This window comes from Comamonas odontotermitis, assembly GCF_040396735.1.
In the GTDB taxonomy this organism is placed as follows: Bacteria; Pseudomonadota; Gammaproteobacteria; order Burkholderiales; family Burkholderiaceae_C; genus Comamonas; species Comamonas odontotermitis_C.
The window spans coordinates 51,842-69,160 of record NZ_JBEBNZ010000001.1 but is presented as its reverse complement, the minus strand read 5'-3'; the positions used below and the strand labels follow the sequence as shown (position 1 = coordinate 69,160).

Here is a 17,319-nt window from a genome sequence, read left to right as displayed (position 1 = left end):
GAATTATGGCCCGCGGCAGCCTTGCAGCTTGCATTTCAGATGTGAACATTTGAACAGGCGCCGCCGATCCATTCTTTGAATAGCGCTATGGCACAAACGGATATCACCACCCAGCCGGCTTCCATGCAATTGCCCTCGCCGCTGGCAGCACACTCCCGCTTTTTCCAGCGCCTGCATCGCCGCTATGCCGATATGCTGGACATGCTGCCCGCTGGCGCTCCTGTGCATGCCACCATGCGCGCCACCCTGGAAGCACTACAGGCCAAGGGCTACGACCTGGGTGCTTCGCTGCGCATCCTGCGCCAGCTGGTGATGGAGCGCCTGATCTATCTGGATTGCGACGACCACGCCACCCTTGCTGCTGTGACCCGCAGCGTCACCGAACTGGCCGAGCTGGCACTGGATGCCGCCACCACCGCCGCCCGCGCAGAGCTGGACATTGCACACGGAGCGCCTCAGGGCGCCGATGGCCTGCCAGTGCAGTTCTGGGTGATCGGCATGGGCAAGCTGGGCGCGCGCGAACTCAATGTCTCCAGCGACATCGACCTTATCTATGTGTACGAACAGGACGGCGATACCGCCGGACGGCCGGACGGCCGGGGCAAGCTCAGCAACCACGAATACTTTCTGCGCGCCGTCAAGCGGATCTACCAATTGGTTGGCGACACCACCGAGCACGGTTTCGTCTTTCGCGTCGACCTGATGCTGCGCCCCAACGGCAACTCAGGTCCGGCGGCCATCTCGCTGTCCGCGCTGGAAGACTACCTGCAGACCCATGGCCGCGAATGGGAGCGCTTTGCCTGGATGAAAAGCCGCATCGTCGCGCCGCTCGCCGACATTGCCACGCCCAATGTGCAGGCACTGCGTGGCGTGGTGCTGCCCTTTGTATTCCGCCGCTACCTCGACTACGCGGTGTTCGACTCGCTGCGCAACCTGCACCGCCAGATCCGCGAGCATGCGTCCAAGCGCAGCGCCGGGCACCCCGAGCGCGCCAATGACGTCAAGCTCTCGCGCGGCGGCATCCGCGAGATCGAGTTCATCGTGCAATTGCTGCAGGTGGTGCGCGGCGGGCAGTTCCCCGAGCTGCGCTGCCGCCCGACCCTGGAAGCACTGGGGCGCCTCGCCCGCGCAGGCCTGATGGCCGATGCGACCGCTCAGGCCCTTGCCAATGCCTATACCTTTCTGCGCCAGGTGGAGCACCGCATCCAGTACCTGGACGATCAGCAGACCCACGTACTGCCCACGCGCGACGACGACCTGCTCTGGATGGCGAAAACCCTGGGCTACAACAACGAATGCGCCTTCCTGCACCAGCTTGATGCCCACCGGGAGCTGGTGGCCGAGGAATTCGACAAACTGCTGGGCGATACCAAGGGCTGCAGCTCCGGCCAATGCGGCGGCACCAAAGCCCCCGCAGCCCCGGAGTTGGACGCCGTGCTGGCCCAGTTGCCCGGCAGCGTGCGCGAGCGCATCGAGCAATGGCAGCGCAATCCCCGCTATGCCTACCTGAGCGACGGAGGCAAGACCCGCCTGGTGATGCTGCTGCAGCGCACCGCGCAATGGCTGGCCCAGGGCCAGGTGAGCGAAATCGCCGCCGTGCGCCTGGCCGACTGGATGGAGCCGCTGTTGCGCCGCGAAAGCTACCTCGCCTTGCTGCAGGAGCGCCCCGCCGTGCATGAAAAGCTGATGCACCTGCTGGGGGCCGCCAAATGGCCAGCCCGTTACATGCTGCAACACCCAGGCGTAATTGATGAACTGGCGAGCGACGCGCTGATGCACGAGCGCTTCAATGCCACCGAGTTCGAGACCGAGCTGGAGGGCCGCCGCGCCGCACTGCAATCGACCGGAGAGGACGACGACGAAAACCTGCTGAACCTGCTGCGCCGCGCCCACCACGCGGAAACCTTCCGCACCCTGGCGCGCGATGTGGAAGGGCACATCACCGTCGAGCAGGTCGCCGATGACCTGTCGGCGCTGGCCGACGCGGTGCTGCGCATCACCACGCAGTGGTGCTGGCAGCGCCTGAAAAATCGCCACCGTGACGAGCCCCTGTTCGGCATCATCGGCTACGGCAAGCTGGGCGGCAAGGAACTGGGCTACGGCAGTGATCTGGACATCGTCTTTGTGTTCGACGACGCCGACGACCGGGCACCCGAGGTGTACTCGGCCTTCGTGCGCAAGCTCATCAGTTGGCTCACAGTCAAGACCGGCGAGGGTGATCTGTTCGAGATCGACACCGCCCTGCGCCCCAACGGCAATTCGGGCCTGCTGGTCACCAGCTTTGATTCCTACGCCAACTACCAGCAGCAGCGCGGCAGCAATACCGCCTGGACCTGGGAGCACCAGGCCATGACGCGGGCTCGCTTTGTACTGGGCAGCGAAGCCTTGGGCGCACGTTTTGACGCCGTGCGCGAAGCTGTCATCACCGCACCGCGCGATGGCAAGGCGCTGCGTGACGAAATTGTCACCATGCGTGAACGCGTGCGCGGCGCCCACACCGTGCCCGCAGGTCTCTTCGATGTGAAACACAGCGTGGGCGGCATGATGGACGTGGAGTTTGCCGTGCAATACCTGGTGCTGCTCCACGCTGGCGCGCACCGCGAACTGATTCCCAACCTGGGCAATATTGCGCTGGTACAACGCGCCGAGGCCGCCGGTCTGGTGCCTGCCAGCGTCGGCCAGGCAGCCGCCAATGCCTATCGTGCGCTGCGCCGTGTGCAGCACGTGGCAAGGCTGAACGAAACACCGACGCAGGTGCCGCAGGGTGAGTTGCAGCCAGAGCAGCAGGCCGTTCTGGCGCTGTGGCAAGCCGTATTCAACCCGGGCTAAATACCCCACATCCACGGCATCGCAGCAAGGGTTTATACTTGGATCGGTCATCGGCGTGGGCGATCACTTGCACGCAAAGACCCGTCCATTTGCAGTAGTATTAATATTTACCCTATACTAAAACGCGATAGAAAATTACATTCGAAAACAATTAATTTGTTTATTTACAATACATTTTCTTCGGTGCTCTGGAACTTCGGGATTTGAGCCATACTCTATGAACAAGAGTTCAGCAGAGCGGCTTGCCCAAGCTGCAGAACCCCAGCCAGTTTAGTGTTGCGAAGTCTTTCAGGCCGTATGCGGTATGACTGCAAACCTGAGGTGCTTCTCCTCCCTCCCTCTCTATCATTCACTTCGGGACGCTTCGCAACTTTTTTCTTCCAAGGCCCAGTCTACGGACTGGGCCTTTTCTTTGGTGCGGATGGCTTTGGCGCAGTGAAACTGCCGGCAGAGGTGCGCGGAAGGAGGGGTCTGCCCCGTATCAGATATCAGACCTGAGGTTGGGTAGCAGCAAAGCTGGGCCGCGCTTCCAGGCGCTCCAGCAATTGCGCCAGATTCGGGTATTTGCCTTGCCAGTCCAGCTCCGGAAAGCGGAACAACAGCCACGCCAATGCGCAGCCCACGGCGATGTCGGCCAGGCTCAGGTGGATGCCGTTGCCGGCAAAATAGCTTTTCTTGCCCAGGCCCAGGCTCATGGCATCGAGTCCGGACCAGACCTTGCCCCATTGGCGATCGATCCACTCCTGGCTGCGCTGCTCAGGCGAGCGCCCGGCAAAAATGTTCTCCAGTCGCACCAGAACGGCCGCATCCAGCACGCCATCGGCAATCGCCTCCCAGGAGCGCACCTCGGCGCGCTCCCGGCCCACACCAGGGATCAATTTGCCCACCGGCGACAGCGTATCGAGATACTCGACAATCACGCGCGAATCCACCAACGCCGCGCCATCGTCCAGCACCAGGCAAGGCACCTTGCCCAGCGGGTTGGCAGCAGTGATGGCCACCCTGTCCTGCCACACGTCCAGCAGCTCCAACCGGTAGTCGAGCTTTTTCTCCGCCAGCACCACGCGGACCTTGCGTACGTAAGGGCTGGCGAGGCTTCCTAACAATTTCATAGCATTTAAGGTGATGGATTTGCGTGACCGTGGGAGCAAGGGTGGGTTGCACGGACCTTGCTGTAGGTCAACGTGCGCGGCACCGGTGTGGATTGTACCGAGCCAAATCCAGACTGCCGCCGCGGCAAAAGTGCAACTCCTACAATAGCGGTCCATGAGCCTGTCTTCCCTTACCGCCCTTTCCCCGCTGGATGGCCGCTACGCCTCCAAACTCGCAACCCTGCGCCCGATCATGAGCGAATACGGCTACATGCACCGACGCGTGCAGGTCGAAATCACATGGTTCATCGCGCTGTCGGACGCCGGTTTCGCCGAGTTTGCCCCGCTCTCCGAAGGCGCGCGCAGCTATCTGCACGGCCTGGTTGCCAACTTCTCCGAAGCGGACGCCGAGGCGATCAAGGAGATTGAAAAGACCACCAACCACGACGTGAAGGCGGTGGAATACTGGATCAAGGGCAAGTTCGATGCCCGCCCCGAGCTGCTCAAGGCGGCGGAATTCGTGCACTTTGCCTGCACCAGCGAAGACATCAACAACACCAGCCATGCACTGCAGATCCGCGCCGGCCGTGACCAGGTCGTGCTGCCGGGCCTCGACCGCGTGGTGCTGAAGCTGCGCGAAATGGCACACCAGTACGCCGCTGTGTCCATGCTCAGCCGCACCCACGGCCAGACCGCATCGCCCACCACCGTGGGCAAGGAGCTGGCCAACGTGACCGTGCGCCTGCAGGCCGCCATGGAGCGCATTGCCAATGTGAAGCTGCTGGCCAAGATGAACGGCGCCGTGGGCAACTACAACGCCCACCTGTCGGCCTGGCCCGAGTTCGATTGGGAAGCCTTCAGCAAGAACGTGATCGAGAAGCAGGAGCCGCAGGGCCTGGGACTGAGCTTCCAGCCCTATTCCATCCAGATCGAGCCGCACGACTACATGGCCGAGCTGTTCGATGCGATTGCCCGCGCCAACACCATCCTGATCGACCTCTCGCGCGACATCTGGGGCTATGTCTCGGTCGGCTACTTCAAGCAGCGTCTCAAGGCAGGCGAGATCGGCTCGTCCACCATGCCGCACAAGGTCAACCCCATCGACTTTGAAAACGCCGAAGGCAACCTGGGCCTGGCCAACGCGCTTCTGCGCCATCTGGCCGAGAAGCTGCCGATCAGCCGCTGGCAGCGCGATCTGACCGATTCGACCGTGCTGCGCAACATTGGTGTGGCCATGGGTTACACGGCCCTGGCCTACGCTTCGCTGATGACCGGGCTGAACAAGCTGGAATTGAACGAAGAGCGCCTGGCCGAAGACCTTGACAACGCCTGGGAAGTGCTGGCCGAGCCCATCCAGACCGTGATGCGCCGCTATGGCGTGCAGGGCGCCTACGAAAAGCTCAAGGAAGTCACGCGCGGCAAGACCGTGCAGGCCGAAGACCTGCACCGCCTGATCAACGGCCTGGAAATCCCCCAGGCCGACAAGGATCGCCTGCTGGCAATGACCCCCGCCTCATACACGGGCAAGGCGGCCGAGCTGGCCAAGCGCATCTGACCCTGCCACCGGGCATCCCGCCCGGTTTTTTAATAAGAATAGCTGCTGGCGCGCACCCGAAAAGCGCAGGCAGCTATTATTTTTGAAGCATTACCCGCCATGGCGCTCAAATCCACGGTCTACAAGGCCAACCTGTCGATTGCAGACATCGACCACAACTACTACGCCGACCACAACCTGACCCTGGCGCGCCACCCCAGCGAAACCGACGAGCGGATGATGGTGCGCCTGGTGGCCCTGGCGCTCAATGCCCACCAGTTGCAGGATTTGTGCAATGGCGATGGCACCCTGGGTTTTGGCGCAGGCCTGTCCGATCCCGATGATCCGGATGTCCACCTGACCGATTTCACCGGCGCCAAGCGCGTATGGATCGAGGTGGGCCAGCCCGAGGAGAAGCCCATCACCAAGGCCTGCAACAAGTCGGACCACATGCTGGTGTACTGTTTTCACCACGCCGCCGAAGTATGGTGGAAGGGCCTGGAGGGCAAACTGGCGCGCCAGGAGAAGCTCGAAGTCTTCCGCCTGCCCTCCGATGTGTCGCAGGAACTGGCCCGGCTCGCCGAGCGCAGCATGCAGCTGCAGGCGACCATTCAGGAAGGGCAGCTGACGCTCTCCAGCAATCTTGGCACCGTGTTCGTGGAGCCAATTCGCTGGAAGTAGGCCATCCGTTGCTGCAAAAAGCACCCATCGACTGGTTGAGGCAGCGCCACATACGCCGCAGAAAACCATGAAAACAATAGCTGCTGGCGCTTATGCATCAAGCGCCAGCAGCTATTTTCATTCAACAAGCTTGACGGGCACCCCGCCCAGAGCACGCTCGGCATAGCGGTTGAAACGCCACGCCGAGCCATCGGCCGTGATGCGCTGCCACACGGCACGCTTTTGCACGGGCGAATAGGACAGCCAGTGCTGTACCTCCTCGAAGCTGCGCCCGCAGCCCTTGCAGAAGCCATCACCCTGGCTGGTGGAGCAGATCGCGATGCAGGGCGTATCCGGCGTAGTGTCATACCAGGCAAGCCAGGCAAACATCGCCTCGCCATCCAGCGCGTCGGCATCTATCTCGGAAACACGCCCAAACACCATCTGCGCATACACCTCGGCCAGGGCGCACACTTCGGGTGCCAGTGCCAGCCCCGGGCCGCTGGGCACCCGCTGGCGCCAGTGGTTGATGGCGGCCTCGATGTCGGTGATGTAAATACGCTCCATAACCCTGGCGATCATAGACCGCAGTATCTGCCCGTCGGACGAGCCCATGACAATTGCCCTGCGGGCCTTGGGCTTGAAAAGGCCGGACCACGGGCAATACTCCGACGCCGCGCCGGGGCTTTTCACCCATTCTTCACTGGCATGTGTTTCAATACCGGCTGACGAAGGGGAGTAGCTCCCGTCCAAGCGCTGCCTGCGGCAGGTGTTGGGACAGATAATGCGTCGTCAATACGAAGCCTCAACAGCTTCCGGCGCGTTAGGTTCATGGCAACATGATCCGAGCAAGACCTTTGAAAACCATGGTGCCGCACCACAGGTTTTTCGAAGCCACTGCCCCTGCCTGCGCGCTCGCCGCAGCGGAACACGTCGCCTCTTCAAACCTGTAACGACACCCCATCGCTGGCGGTTTTCAAAGACCGGCCGGTTTCTCAAAATAGGTGCTTACATGGATTTGGATTTTCTCACGCACACACCCTTCTGGATCGCTCTCGGCCAGATCATCATCATCGACATCCTGCTCGGTGGCGACAACGCCGTCGTGATTGCGCTGGCTTGCCGCAAACTGCCTCCCGAACAACGCCGAAAAGGCATCATCTACGGCACTGCCGGTGCCATTGTGCTGCGCGTCATCCTGATCGCCTTTGCCATGGTGCTGCTGGCGCTGCCTTTCCTCAAGGTCGTGGGTGCCATCCTCCTCGTGTGGATCGGTATCAAGCTGGTGGCTCCCGATGAAGAAAGCCATGACAACATCCAGGGCAGCGACAAGCTGCTGGCGGCCATCAAAACCATCATCGTGGCCGACCTGGTCATGTCGGTGGACAATGTGATCGCCATTGCCGGTGCCGCGCAAAGCTCGGGCGAGCACCAGATGCTGCTCATCATCCTGGGCCTGCTGATCTCGATCCCGATCATCGTCTGGGGCTCGCAGCTGGTCATCAAGCTGATGGAGCGCTATCCTGTCATCATCGTGGCTGGCGGCATGCTGCTGGGCTGGATTGCAGGTGGCATGCTTGTGACCGACCCCGTGTTCGTCAACACCGAGAAATGGACCTGGATGCCCAAGCTGGGCACGACCGACGAAAAGGGCATGGCGGTGATCTCCACCTCGCTGTACTGGATAGCCCATGTAGGCGGCGCACTGCTGGTGCTGGCACTGGGCAAGTGGATCGCCAGCAAAAAGACTGCGGAACTCTCGGCAGAAAAGTCCCACTAAGCGGATACTGCCACATTTTCCTTCAACCACCGGGCGGCGCCCAAAGCGCCCCCCGGCCCACCTAGGCCACTTGGATGAACGTAAAAATAGTCTTTGTAGATGACGCCGCTTTCGCCCTGCAACGCTTGACGGAGCGAGCAGCCAGCTGCGAAGAGCACTGGGTGTTGGTGGCTTGCGCCCCCAAGATCACCCGCCGCGCCAGCCGCTGGGGCAACCGCAGCACGCTGGACAAATGGCGCAACAAGTGGGCCAAGAACCTGTTTGAAGGCCTGATCCCGCAAAGCCCGCTGCTGCAGAGCGCGCGCGTGTCCACCCACATCTCCGAGGTGAGCGTGCAGCAGATGACCGCCCAACTGCACGCCGAATACCCGGAGGCAGAAGTGCTGGACTGGCGCCGCCCCAAGGCCATCTCGGAGCCGCCTTCGGCCGATTTTGTGCCTCACCGCGCCAAGCTGGCAGGCTCGCTGCTCAGCGTGCTGGGCGTCTGCTTTACCTTGGCGCTGGATTGATCAAGTCACTAGCCCGTCCTCACCGGGCCTCTCCCATCAAGCACCTTCGGGTGCTTTTTTGTTGCCTTGGAGGCAACTGTCACTGGGCGTGCGCCCTGCGATACCGACACTCGCATCCGAAATTGGAGAAATGGGATGACATGACGCAGCTACTGCAATCCGCTATGCTGCCCAACCATGAAACTCCTCATCAAATGGCTCCTCTCCGCCCTCGCCCTGCTGTGCGTGGCCTATCTGTACAGCGGCGTAGAAGTGCGCAGCTTTGGCGCAGCACTGATTGCCGCCCTGCTGATCGGCTTGTGCAACGCCATCGTGCGCCCGATTCTGGTGGTGCTGACACTGCCAGTCACGGTGATCACGCTGGGCCTGTTTCTCTTCGTGATCAATGCGTTGATGTTCTGGGCCGCATCGGGAATCGCAGGCAGCGGCTTTCAGGTGCATGGCTTCTGGGCCGCGCTAATCGGCTCGCTGCTCTACTCTGTCATCAGCCTGGTCATCGAATCACTTACGAGCCGCCTGCTCTTTCGCGAGTGATTGCATCTCGCGCAGGCGGGTATCGATGATCGAGGCCTCGTAGTAATCGGTGCGGTTCTGGCTGCCGCGCGCCATGTCCTGCCCTGCACGCAAGCGGTCTACGGCAGCCGCATAGTCGTACTGCGCGCTACGCGCCTCCGCTTCGGCACGGATTGCGCGCAACGGCTGGCATTGCAGGCGGAATGCCGTCGCCAGCGCCTGCCATGCTGCTGCGTCCTTGGGCGACTGCGCCGTCAGGCTCTGCAAGACACTGCTGGCATTGCGCAGCACATCGGCATGCTGCGCCAGGGCTGCGGACGGCAACTGCGCCAGGGCCTGCGCATCCAGTATTGCAACGGCCCGGTCCAGACCACCGGTTGCCGGTAATGGCGCAGCGGTCGAGTTCGTTGGCATCGCCAGCGGGGTGCTGGTGTCCGCATCCGATATACGCAGTGATTTGTCTTCGCCCCGGCTGATGACCGCTTCATTGACCAGGCCCGTCGCCGCATTGCTGACCGTTGTCGTCTGGCGAGCAGCGGGTGCTTGTGGATTGGCGGCAGCTGCACCGGCAAGTTTGCCCAGTGCGGCCAAGGCGGAATCCGGCGCCCGGTTGGCCAGTGCCAGATCGGCGCGCAGCAGCCCGGCCTGCCGGGTGGCATCCGGGTGGCCCTGCACCAACGCGTCCAATTGGTCCAGCGCCGCCTGCATTGCATCATTGCGGCCCAACTGGCTGTTGGCCAGTGCCGCCAGATACCAGCCGCCGGCACGCTGCCCAGCCGTCTTGGCGGCAAACTCCGGCGCCTGCGTCAGTTGCACCCATTGCTGCAGTACTGCGGGCTCCGCCTTTGACAGCACCTTGGCCCGCGCCGACATCATCTGCGCCACCATGCCTGCATCCTGCGGCTGACGCGCTGCACCGCTGGGCAGGCGCGACTGCATATCGGCAATCCGCTCCGTGGTGAGCGGGTGGGTGCGCAGATAGGGCCAGCTGCCGTTGTCATTCATGCGGTTGGCCTGCTGCAGCTTTTCAAACATCGTGACAAAGCCCGCCTGCGAGTACCCTGCAGGCTGCATCAAGCCCATGCCGGTGCGATCCGCCTCGCGCTCCATATCGCGCGAAAAGTTCAGCTGCGTCTGAATGGCAGCAGCCGTCCCGCCCATCATCAGGGCCTGCGCCGCAGCCGGATTCTTGCTGGCCGCCAATGCGCCCAGCAACATGCTCGCAATCATCACCGGCGTCATGCGCTTTTGCTGCGCCATCATGCGTGCGATATGCCGCTGGGTGATATGGCTCAACTCGTGCGCCAATACCGACGCCAGCTCATCACGGCTACCCACCACCGCCACCAGGCCCGTCTGTACCCCCATGAAACCACCAGGCAGGGCAAACGCGTTCACGGTCGCATCCTGGATCAGCATCACCTGCCAGGCAAAACGCTCCTGCAGCTCTGCCGTCAAGGTGCCGCGCTGCTTGGCGGCCGCCATCAATTCCTGCCAGATGCCGTTGACATAGTCGTACAGAATCGGGTCGTCGATGAACTGCGGATCACGGTAAATCTCGCGCGCAATATCGTCACCCAGACGCCGCTCCTCGCTGGTCGTCATCTCGGCGCCTTCGCCCATGGCAGGCAAACTGCCTTGGGCATGAACAGCCATAGGAGCCAGTGCGGCAGAAACTATCAAATTTGTAGCTAACAGCGCACATCCCGTACGCGCAAACAGCCATTTTTTCATCAAAATTCCGTGTAGCAAAAGATATGACGCCCGGGGCGGAGTCAAGGCATTGCCTGTCGCAATCTCCATGCAGGCAACGACAACGCTAACACGTATGATGAAGCACCCTCGCACAAGTTGCACTTGCTGCGCAGAGACAAGAGATACCAGCGATTGAGATTGAAAGCACACGCCATGAATGAACTCACCCACTTCGACGCCCAGGGCCAAGCCCATATGGTGGACGTAGGCGCCAAACCCGCCACCCACCGCATTGCCATTGCAGAAGGCTACATCACCATGCAGCCAGAAACCCTGGCCATCATCCAGGCAGGCACCGCCAAGAAAGGCGACGTTCTAGGCGTAGCTCGCCTCGCAGGCATCATGGCCGCCAAGAAAACCAGCGATCTGATTCCACTGTGCCACCCGATTGCACTGACCAAGGTGTCGGTGGATTTTGAGGTGCTGCCAGAGAAAAATGCTGTGCGATGCGAGGCACGGACGGAGACAGTGGGACAGACCGGGGTGGAAATGGAGGCCCTTACTGCGGTGCAGATTGCGCTATTGACTATTTATGATATGTGTAAAGCGGTGGATAAAACTCTGCTTCAAACAGAAATTCATCTTTTAAAAAAAATAGGTGGAAAATCTAATAAATAGCTATCTATAAAGCAAATTAACGACATGCCTGCGGTCTTTTTCGAGAGACCACCGTCCCTCCATTGCACAGCCAATTCGCTCCCCCATCAGTGGTAGAGAAAATAATCGTTTGACCATTCATTCGAGTATTGGAACCCAATGTCGCCGTAATAACTCCAGATGGATAAACTCCACTAACAGAGCTAGTGATCGTCGCGTACTTCCCCGTTATTGAAGCGGAAATCTCTGTAGAGGCTGCATTTACACCACTCCCCACAATAGAAGTGGGCCATGAATTATTTTGACTACTATAGTCTACAAGAGGATTTCTCAAACCAGCTAGCAAGGTGATAGCCTCATCGATCTGCCCCTTCGAAATATAATCATCATAAGCCACTAATGCCAGCCCCCCTAACACACCAATTATGGCAAGAACGATCATCATCTCAACAAGAGTAAATCCTTTTTCAAGAATTTGCATTCAACCTCCATACCTTTATAACCAACCATTAGCAGCAATATATCCCAATATATTCGCATCTTTATCCAGCAAAACAACATAGTCATCCAGAGAATCACGCCCGACAATCGGTAAGTAATATAGCTCATTTTCATTTTTGTTATACCTATTAATTTCCATTCGGACTCTCCTCTCTTGATCCATGGGCATTCTCATCATAAAAGCAGAAAAACCCTTCATATTTCGCATGACTTCATCTTGACTTAAATTGTACGGCTGCCACCAAGAGGGGCGCAAACTAGGATCAAGTCCAGCCAAAGATAGACTAATATTTTGATTCTCTTCGGTCGAGTTAACCGGCGATCGAATCCCAACCAATACACGCTCGAATATTTTGAATTTCTTATATTCATTCGATGCCTCAATTTGGCTAAACTCATCAATCTCAGAATCAGACACTACAACAAATCTATCATTCTCAAATACTATAGCAATTGGCCTTGCGACATATGCACTATAAAAACCATAACTCAATGCCGATAGTTGCAATAAGGCTATCAACAAGAAGTCGGCCACCAATTCATTTTTGGATTTCTTTGAATTAAATAAAACCAATGTTAGTACTGGACCACATATTACGTCAACAAGAATAATTATCAGTAGAAGATGAGCACCTCCAGAAATTTTTGCAAAAGGATATGGAAACAATAATTTTTCAACAATCAGCCATGCACATATGGCTATTAATCCACTTACAACCAGATGAATCTTAAAAATTTGCAATATGGTCATCTGCACAGAGGATTTTTTCATAAAAAAAAAAAGGATTCCTAACGGAATCCTTTTTTAGATATATTTTTATTAGCGGCAGGCTTGTGGACGATACTTGCTTACAACCGTACCACCAGTGCAAGACCATGTTGCGCCACCATCAGTGGTTGACATAATAATAGTCGTACCAGCAGCACGAGTACCCGCATTCATAGTTGCAGTTACATCGCCTGATGGATATGTACCACCCACTGTAGCGGTCAGTGTAGCATATTTGCCAGCCAAGGTAGCAGGAATATCGGTTGCAGTAGTAGCAGCTGTAGGAGCAACCAGTGTCGGCCATGCACTTTGTTGAGCACCATATTCAGCCAATGGAGCTTTTACTCCACCAGTCAATTCCACGGCCTCAGCCACTTGGGCACGAGTTACATAGTCATTGTAAGCAGGCAGAGCCACCGCAGCCAAAATACCAATAATCGCCACAACGATCATCAGTTCGATCAGGGTGAAACCCTTTTGCATCTTACGCAGCATGTTGAAACCTCTCTATGGAATCTGTATTGAAACTAGTAGCCAGATCACAGCGACTTGGCTTGTGAGTAGTAGTGCAAGCGCCGTGCCAACTTTTGGCGGTGTGCGTCAGCTTGCGTGAGGCTGACAAAACTGCAGCTTTTTGTTAATTGATTGTTGCAAACAGGCATTTTTGTCACATTCCGCCTGCTTCGACATTTTTGTCACTCTACAGACCATCTGCCAGCGAGCCTCAACCTTCCGCCTCTACAAGTGACAACGGCACCCGAAGGTGCCGTTGGTCTGAAGAGTGAAGCAGTGGCCGACAGCCATCAGCTCAAAAACTCATACTCCATGCCCGCCAACTCAATCTTGTCGCCACCTTTGACCACCGCTTCGGTAGTGCTCAGCGCGCGACCGTTGAGCTTGGCATCGGTGGCACCGTCCACCTTGGAGACCACGTAGCCCTTGCCGCGTCTGGTGAAGGCCACCACCGCGATGCCAGGGCGGCCTACGGCGGTCACGATCTTGGAGAGCATCACGTCTTCATCCGCGCCTTTGACTGCGCGCAGGTGGGCACCAGCGTTATAGGGCGATTCCTCATGATGGGGAAATGCTGCGGGCGATGTGGATGGGCCTTCTTCATGCGACTCGTTCTCGGGCAGCATGTGGGGCACGGGGACGGACAACGCTTCGGTATAGAAGCCGCCATTGGGCGAACCGGTTTCCGGTGCGATGGAACTCATCAAAAAGCGGATGCGGCATTTGCCGATATCGAGCAGATCGCCGCTTTGGAGCACCTGGCGGCGGATCTTGATGCCGTTGACCCGGGTGCCGTTGGTGCTGCCCAGGTCTTCCACCACCACGATGCCGATTTTCTTTTCATAGGTGAATGCCACATGCTCCCCACTGACAGCCATGTCGGTGAGGATGATGTCGTTGGAGGAACGGCGGCCCAGGGTGGTTCTGGACTCTTTGAGCACATAGTCCTGAACCACCATCCCATCTAAAGAAACTATTAAGCGTGGCATGTTGATTTACCTCCGTGTAATTATACGTAAAATCACAATGGAGTTGCCGATCTCGATAGTTTTGTTAACAAACGATACGCATCGTCGCTCATGCATGGGTTTCGGGCGCAAAAAAAAGCGCCCTGAGGCGCTTTTCTGAAAGATGGTTGCGACTGCGGATCAGGCAGCTTTCGCTTCGCCTCGCTTTTGCAGCCACAGGCCAAGGCCCACCACCAGTGCAGCACCTGCAGCCGCAGCAATGTAGTGCAGCGCAGGATTGGCCTCGACATAGCTGTGCAGCAGTCTGTCGTTCATGATGGTTTCACCGCCAACCCAGCCGATCAGGCCTGCGCCCAGGATGACGATCACGGGGAAGCGCTCCATCAGCTTGATCATCAGCGTGGAGCCAAAGATGACCAGGGGAATGGAGATGGCCAGGCCCAGGATGAGCAGCACCATGTTGCCTTGCGCCGCTGCGGCCACGGCAATCACGTTGTCCAGGCTCATCACCAGGTCGGCAATCAGGATGGTGCGGATGGCGGCCATCATTGAGCCAGTGCCCTTGGATGCGCCTTCGTCGTCTTCATTGCCAGTCAGCAGTTGCAGGCCGATCCACAGCAGCAGACAGCCGCCGATGATCTGCAGGAAGGACAGCTCCAGCAGCTTGGCGGCCACCACGGTCAGCACGATCCGCAGCACCACGGCGGCGCCAGAGCCAAACATGATGGCTTTTTTCTGCTGCTCATGCGGGAGTGAACGTGCTGCAAGGGCGATGACAACTGCGTTGTCGCCCGAGAGAATGATGTTGATCCAGATGATCTTGACCAGCCCGATCCAGAAGTCGGGGTGACTGAGGTACTCCATTGTTGCGCTCCGTAGTTATGAATGCAAAGACGCCAGATCATGGAGATCTGGCGTCTTCTTTTTAGTTGGAGTACGCAGTGTAGCGGCGCAAACCGCTCTTTACATGCGTAATTTTGCGTAGAACCCGTCTGGAACCTCTTTGCGGGTACGCAGAGGCTCCATACACGTTCTTACTTCAGCAAGCCCTTGAGCAGGCGGCCCATTTCGGATGGGTTGCGGGTGATGGTGAAACCGCACTCTTCCATGATGGCCAGCTTGGCATCTGCCGTGTCGGCGCCGCCGGAGATCAGCGCGCCTGCGTGGCCCATGCGCTTGCCGGGAGGGGCAGTCACGCCAGCGATGAAGCCAACGACGGGCTTCTTCATGTTGGCCTTGCACCACTGTGCAGCTTCCGCTTCGTCCGGACCGCCGATTTCGCCGATCATGATGACGGCATCGGTGTTGGGATCGTCGTTGAAAGCCTTCATCACGTCGATGTGCTTCAAGCCATTGATCGGGTCGCCACCGATACCGACGGCGGACGACTGGCCAATGCCCAGTTCGGTCAGCTGCGCCACGGCTTCGTAGGTCAGCGTGCCGGAGCGGCTCACCACGCCGATGCGGCCTGGCATATGGATGTGGCCGGGCATGATGCCGATCTTGATTTCACCGGGGGTGATGAGGCCTGGGCAGTTGGGGCCCAGCAGCAGGGTCTTCTTGCCGCCTGCCGCTTCCTTGGCCTTCATCTTGTTGCGCACTTCCAGCATGTCACGCACGGGAATGCCTTCGGTGATGCAGATGGCCAGGTCCAGATCGGCTTCCACGGCTTCCCAGATGGCAGCAGCGGCGCCAGCGGGTGGCACATAGATCACGGATACGGTTGCACCGGTGTCCTTGGCAGCGTCCTTGACCGAACCGTAGATTGGGATGTCGAAAATCTTTTCGCCAGCCTTCTTGGGGTTCACGCCAGCGACGAAGCAGTTCTTGCCGTTCGCGTATTCCTGGCACTTTTCAGTGTGGAACTGGCCGGTCTTGCCCGTGATGCCTTGGGTAATGACTTTGGTGTCTTTATTGATATAGATAGACATGTTGTGTTCTCCAGGGCTTACTTCACTGCGGCAACGATCTTGGTGGCCGCTTCGGCCATGGTGTCTGCGCTGATGATCGGCAGGCCCGATTCAGCCAGCATCTTCTTGCCCAGCTCTTCGTTGGTACCCTTCATGCGCACGACCAGAGGCACTTGCAGGTTCACGGCCTTGCAGGCGGTGATCACGCCGGTGGCGATGGTGTCGCACTTCATGATGCCGCCGAAGATGTTGACCAGGATGCCCTTGACCTTGGGGTTCTTGAGCATGATCTTGAAGGCTTCGGTGACCTTCTCGGGGGTGGCGCCGCCGCCCACGTCCAGGAAGTTGGCAGGCTCGCCGCCGAACAGCTTGATGGTGTCCATGGTGGCCATGGCCAGCCCTGCGCCGTTCACCAGGCAGCCGATGTTGCCGTCCAGGCTGATGTAGGCCAGGTCGAACTTGGAAGCTTCGATTTCAGCAGGATCTTCTTCGTCCAGGTCGCGGAAGGCCACGATTTCCGGGTGGCGGAACAGGGCGTTGGAGTCGAAGTTGAACTTGGCGTCCAGCGCAATCACATTGCCCTTGGAGTCACGGTTGAGGGGGTTGATTTCGACCAGCGATGCATCCGTGTCCATGTAGCACTTGTACAGCTTCTGGCAGATGTCGATGAACTGGGCCATCGAGTCCGCAGGCATGCCGATACCCTTGCCCAGCTCTTCGCCGTCGGCCTGGGTGAAGCCCTTGAGGGGGTCGATGAACACCTTGACGATCTTCTCGGGGGTGCTGTGCGCCACTTCCTCGATGTCCATGCCGCCTTCGCTCGAAGCGATGAAGGCCACCTTCTGCGTGCCACGGTCGGTCACGGCAGACAGGTAGTATTCCTTCTGGATGTCGGCGCCGTCTTCGATGTACAGGCGGCGAACCTTCTGGCCTTCAGGACCGGTCTGGTGCGTAATCAACTGCATGCCGAGGATCTGCTCAGCCAGCTTCTTCACATCGTCGATCGTCTTGGCCACCTTCACGCCACCGCCCTTGCCGCGGCCGCCTGCGTGGATCTGGGCCTTCACCACCCAAACCGGGCCACCCAGCTTTTGTGCGGCTTCCACTGCTTCTTGCACAGTGAAAGCGGGAATGCCACGCGGAACGGGCACACCGAACTGACGCAAGATTTCCTTGCCTTGGTATTCATGAATTTTCATGAGTGTCTCTCGGAGTAAAACAAAAAAGGGAAAAACCCGGCGGCCATGCGCGCAGAACAAAGAACTCGCAAACTGGGCTAGGAGGCCTGGCAACCCGCGAATTTAACATGCTGCACTGCGCCATGGCCCGCATCCGGCCATGCATCCTGAGCGGACACTCTGGATTTACCTTAGGTACAAATGCTTATAGC

17 protein-coding genes are annotated in these 17,319 nt (G+C 58.6%); 7 read left to right on the top strand and 10 right to left on the bottom strand.

Annotation, left to right across the window (positions count from 1 at the left end; genetic code table 11):
* The first annotated feature begins 87 nt into the window (after positions 1-87).
* Positions 88-2,829 carry a bifunctional [glutamate--ammonia ligase]-adenylyl-L-tyrosine phosphorylase/[glutamate--ammonia-ligase] adenylyltransferase gene (glnE, locus tag ACH2DG_RS00345; protein ID WP_395023746.1) on the top strand — a complete coding sequence of 914 codons (2,742 nt, stop codon included), beginning with the start codon at positions 88-90 and terminating at the stop codon, positions 2,827-2,829.
* Positions 2,830-3,317: 488 nt separating this feature from the next.
* On the opposite strand, the gene ACH2DG_RS00340 is transcribed toward glnE, so the two are convergent.
* Positions 3,318-3,941 carry a glutathione S-transferase family protein gene (locus ACH2DG_RS00340; RefSeq protein WP_395023745.1) on the bottom strand — a complete coding sequence of 208 codons (624 nt, stop codon included), beginning with the start codon at positions 3,939-3,941 and terminating at the stop codon, positions 3,318-3,320.
* A gap of 154 nt (positions 3,942-4,095) precedes the next feature.
* On the opposite strand from ACH2DG_RS00340, the gene purB reads away from it, so the two are divergent.
* Together purB and ACH2DG_RS00330 are read left to right on the top strand one after the other, a co-directional pair.
* The gene (gene purB / locus ACH2DG_RS00335) at positions 4,096-5,475 is read left to right on the top strand and encodes an adenylosuccinate lyase (RefSeq protein WP_395023744.1); all 1,380 of its coding nucleotides are present in this window, start codon (positions 4,096-4,098) and stop codon (positions 5,473-5,475) included.
* Between the two features lie 99 nt (positions 5,476-5,574).
* On the top strand, positions 5,575-6,135 hold the full coding sequence (locus ACH2DG_RS00330) for a YaeQ family protein (RefSeq protein WP_395023743.1): 561 nt from the start codon (positions 5,575-5,577) through the stop codon (positions 6,133-6,135).
* A gap of 117 nt (positions 6,136-6,252) precedes the next feature.
* Here ACH2DG_RS00330 and ACH2DG_RS00325 read toward each other — a convergent pair whose 3' ends face one another.
* Entirely contained in the window at positions 6,253-6,681 is a 429-nt protein-coding gene (locus ACH2DG_RS00325) for a DUF3717 domain-containing protein (RefSeq protein WP_395023742.1), read from the bottom strand.
* A 445-nt stretch (positions 6,682-7,126) separates the two neighbouring features.
* On the opposite strand from ACH2DG_RS00325, the gene ACH2DG_RS00320 reads away from it, so the two are divergent.
* The 3 genes from ACH2DG_RS00320 (at position 7,127) to ACH2DG_RS00310 (ending at position 8,937) form a co-directional block, all read left to right on the top strand.
* Positions 7,127-7,894 carry a TerC family protein gene (locus ACH2DG_RS00320; protein WP_395023741.1) on the top strand — a complete coding sequence of 256 codons (768 nt, stop codon included), beginning with the start codon at positions 7,127-7,129 and terminating at the stop codon, positions 7,892-7,894.
* 74 nt (positions 7,895-7,968) lie between these two features.
* Positions 7,969-8,403 carry a hypothetical protein gene (locus ACH2DG_RS00315; protein ID WP_184704400.1) on the top strand — a complete coding sequence of 145 codons (435 nt, stop codon included), beginning with the start codon at positions 7,969-7,971 and terminating at the stop codon, positions 8,401-8,403.
* 177 nt (positions 8,404-8,580) lie between these two features.
* Positions 8,581-8,937 carry a phage holin family protein gene (locus ACH2DG_RS00310; protein WP_395023740.1) on the top strand — a complete coding sequence of 119 codons (357 nt, stop codon included), beginning with the start codon at positions 8,581-8,583 and terminating at the stop codon, positions 8,935-8,937.
* On the opposite strand, the gene ACH2DG_RS00305 is transcribed toward ACH2DG_RS00310, so the two are convergent.
* The gene (locus tag ACH2DG_RS00305) at positions 8,905-10,572 is read right to left on the bottom strand and encodes a M48 family metalloprotease (protein WP_395023739.1); all 1,668 of its coding nucleotides are present in this window, start codon (positions 10,570-10,572) and stop codon (positions 8,905-8,907) included. The two genes, ACH2DG_RS00310 and ACH2DG_RS00305, sit on opposite strands and share 33 nt — an antisense overlap.
* A gap of 252 nt (positions 10,573-10,824) precedes the next feature.
* Between ACH2DG_RS00305 and moaC the strand changes: the two genes are divergently transcribed.
* Positions 10,825-11,289, top strand: a complete 465-nt coding sequence (gene moaC / locus ACH2DG_RS00300) for a cyclic pyranopterin monophosphate synthase MoaC (protein WP_395023738.1) — start codon at positions 10,825-10,827, stop codon at positions 11,287-11,289.
* A 16-nt stretch (positions 11,290-11,305) separates the two neighbouring features.
* Here moaC and ACH2DG_RS00295 read toward each other — a convergent pair whose 3' ends face one another.
* From ACH2DG_RS00295 to sucC, 7 genes are all read right to left on the bottom strand, one after another.
* Complete coding sequence (locus ACH2DG_RS00295; RefSeq protein ID WP_395023737.1) at positions 11,306-11,749, bottom strand: pilin; 444 nt, start codon at positions 11,747-11,749, stop codon at positions 11,306-11,308.
* Positions 11,750-11,764: 15 nt separating this feature from the next.
* Complete coding sequence (locus tag ACH2DG_RS00290; protein WP_395023736.1) at positions 11,765-12,541, bottom strand: hypothetical protein; 777 nt, start codon at positions 12,539-12,541, stop codon at positions 11,765-11,767.
* 48 nt (positions 12,542-12,589) lie between these two features.
* Positions 12,590-13,033 carry a pilin gene (locus tag ACH2DG_RS00285; RefSeq protein ID WP_395023735.1) on the bottom strand — a complete coding sequence of 148 codons (444 nt, stop codon included), beginning with the start codon at positions 13,031-13,033 and terminating at the stop codon, positions 12,590-12,592.
* 308 nt (positions 13,034-13,341) lie between these two features.
* Complete coding sequence (locus tag ACH2DG_RS00280) at positions 13,342-14,040, bottom strand: FHA domain-containing protein (protein ID WP_395023734.1); 699 nt, start codon at positions 14,038-14,040, stop codon at positions 13,342-13,344.
* A 159-nt stretch (positions 14,041-14,199) separates the two neighbouring features.
* Positions 14,200-14,883 carry a TerC family protein gene (locus tag ACH2DG_RS00275; protein WP_395023733.1) on the bottom strand — a complete coding sequence of 228 codons (684 nt, stop codon included), beginning with the start codon at positions 14,881-14,883 and terminating at the stop codon, positions 14,200-14,202.
* Positions 14,884-15,053: 170 nt separating this feature from the next.
* Entirely contained in the window at positions 15,054-15,950 is an 897-nt protein-coding gene (gene sucD / locus ACH2DG_RS00270) for a succinate--CoA ligase subunit alpha (RefSeq protein WP_184704425.1), read from the bottom strand.
* Positions 15,951-15,967: 17 nt separating this feature from the next.
* The gene (sucC, locus tag ACH2DG_RS00265) at positions 15,968-17,128 is read right to left on the bottom strand and encodes an ADP-forming succinate--CoA ligase subunit beta (protein WP_224150606.1); all 1,161 of its coding nucleotides are present in this window, start codon (positions 17,126-17,128) and stop codon (positions 15,968-15,970) included.
* Between the last annotated feature and the right edge of the window lie 191 nt (positions 17,129-17,319).

Coding starts and splice junctions, on each gene's coding strand:
- glnE (WP_395023746.1), top strand. CDS start 88: ATGGCACAAACGGATATCACCACCCAGCCGGCTTCCATGCAATTGCCC.
- ACH2DG_RS00340 (WP_395023745.1), bottom strand. CDS start 3,941: ATGAAATTGTTAGGAAGCCTCGCCAGCCCTTACGTACGCAAGGTCCGC.
- purB (WP_395023744.1), top strand. CDS start 4,096: ATGAGCCTGTCTTCCCTTACCGCCCTTTCCCCGCTGGATGGCCGCTAC.
- ACH2DG_RS00330 (WP_395023743.1), top strand. CDS start 5,575: ATGGCGCTCAAATCCACGGTCTACAAGGCCAACCTGTCGATTGCAGAC.
- ACH2DG_RS00325 (WP_395023742.1), bottom strand. CDS start 6,681: ATGGAGCGTATTTACATCACCGACATCGAGGCCGCCATCAACCACTGG.
- ACH2DG_RS00320 (WP_395023741.1), top strand. CDS start 7,127: ATGGATTTGGATTTTCTCACGCACACACCCTTCTGGATCGCTCTCGGC.
- ACH2DG_RS00315 (WP_184704400.1), top strand. CDS start 7,969: ATGAACGTAAAAATAGTCTTTGTAGATGACGCCGCTTTCGCCCTGCAA.
- ACH2DG_RS00310 (WP_395023740.1), top strand. CDS start 8,581: ATGAAACTCCTCATCAAATGGCTCCTCTCCGCCCTCGCCCTGCTGTGC.
- ACH2DG_RS00305 (WP_395023739.1), bottom strand. CDS start 10,572: ATGGCTGTTCATGCCCAAGGCAGTTTGCCTGCCATGGGCGAAGGCGCC.
- moaC (WP_395023738.1), top strand. CDS start 10,825: ATGAATGAACTCACCCACTTCGACGCCCAGGGCCAAGCCCATATGGTG.
- ACH2DG_RS00295 (WP_395023737.1), bottom strand. CDS start 11,749: ATGCAAATTCTTGAAAAAGGATTTACTCTTGTTGAGATGATGATCGTT.
- ACH2DG_RS00290 (WP_395023736.1), bottom strand. CDS start 12,541: ATGAAAAAATCCTCTGTGCAGATGACCATATTGCAAATTTTTAAGATT.
- ACH2DG_RS00285 (WP_395023735.1), bottom strand. CDS start 13,033: ATGCTGCGTAAGATGCAAAAGGGTTTCACCCTGATCGAACTGATGATC.
- ACH2DG_RS00280 (WP_395023734.1), bottom strand. CDS start 14,040: ATGCCACGCTTAATAGTTTCTTTAGATGGGATGGTGGTTCAGGACTAT.
- ACH2DG_RS00275 (WP_395023733.1), bottom strand. CDS start 14,883: ATGGAGTACCTCAGTCACCCCGACTTCTGGATCGGGCTGGTCAAGATC.
- sucD (WP_184704425.1), bottom strand. CDS start 15,950: ATGTCTATCTATATCAATAAAGACACCAAAGTCATTACCCAAGGCATC.
- sucC (WP_224150606.1), bottom strand. CDS start 17,128: ATGAAAATTCATGAATACCAAGGCAAGGAAATCTTGCGTCAGTTCGGT.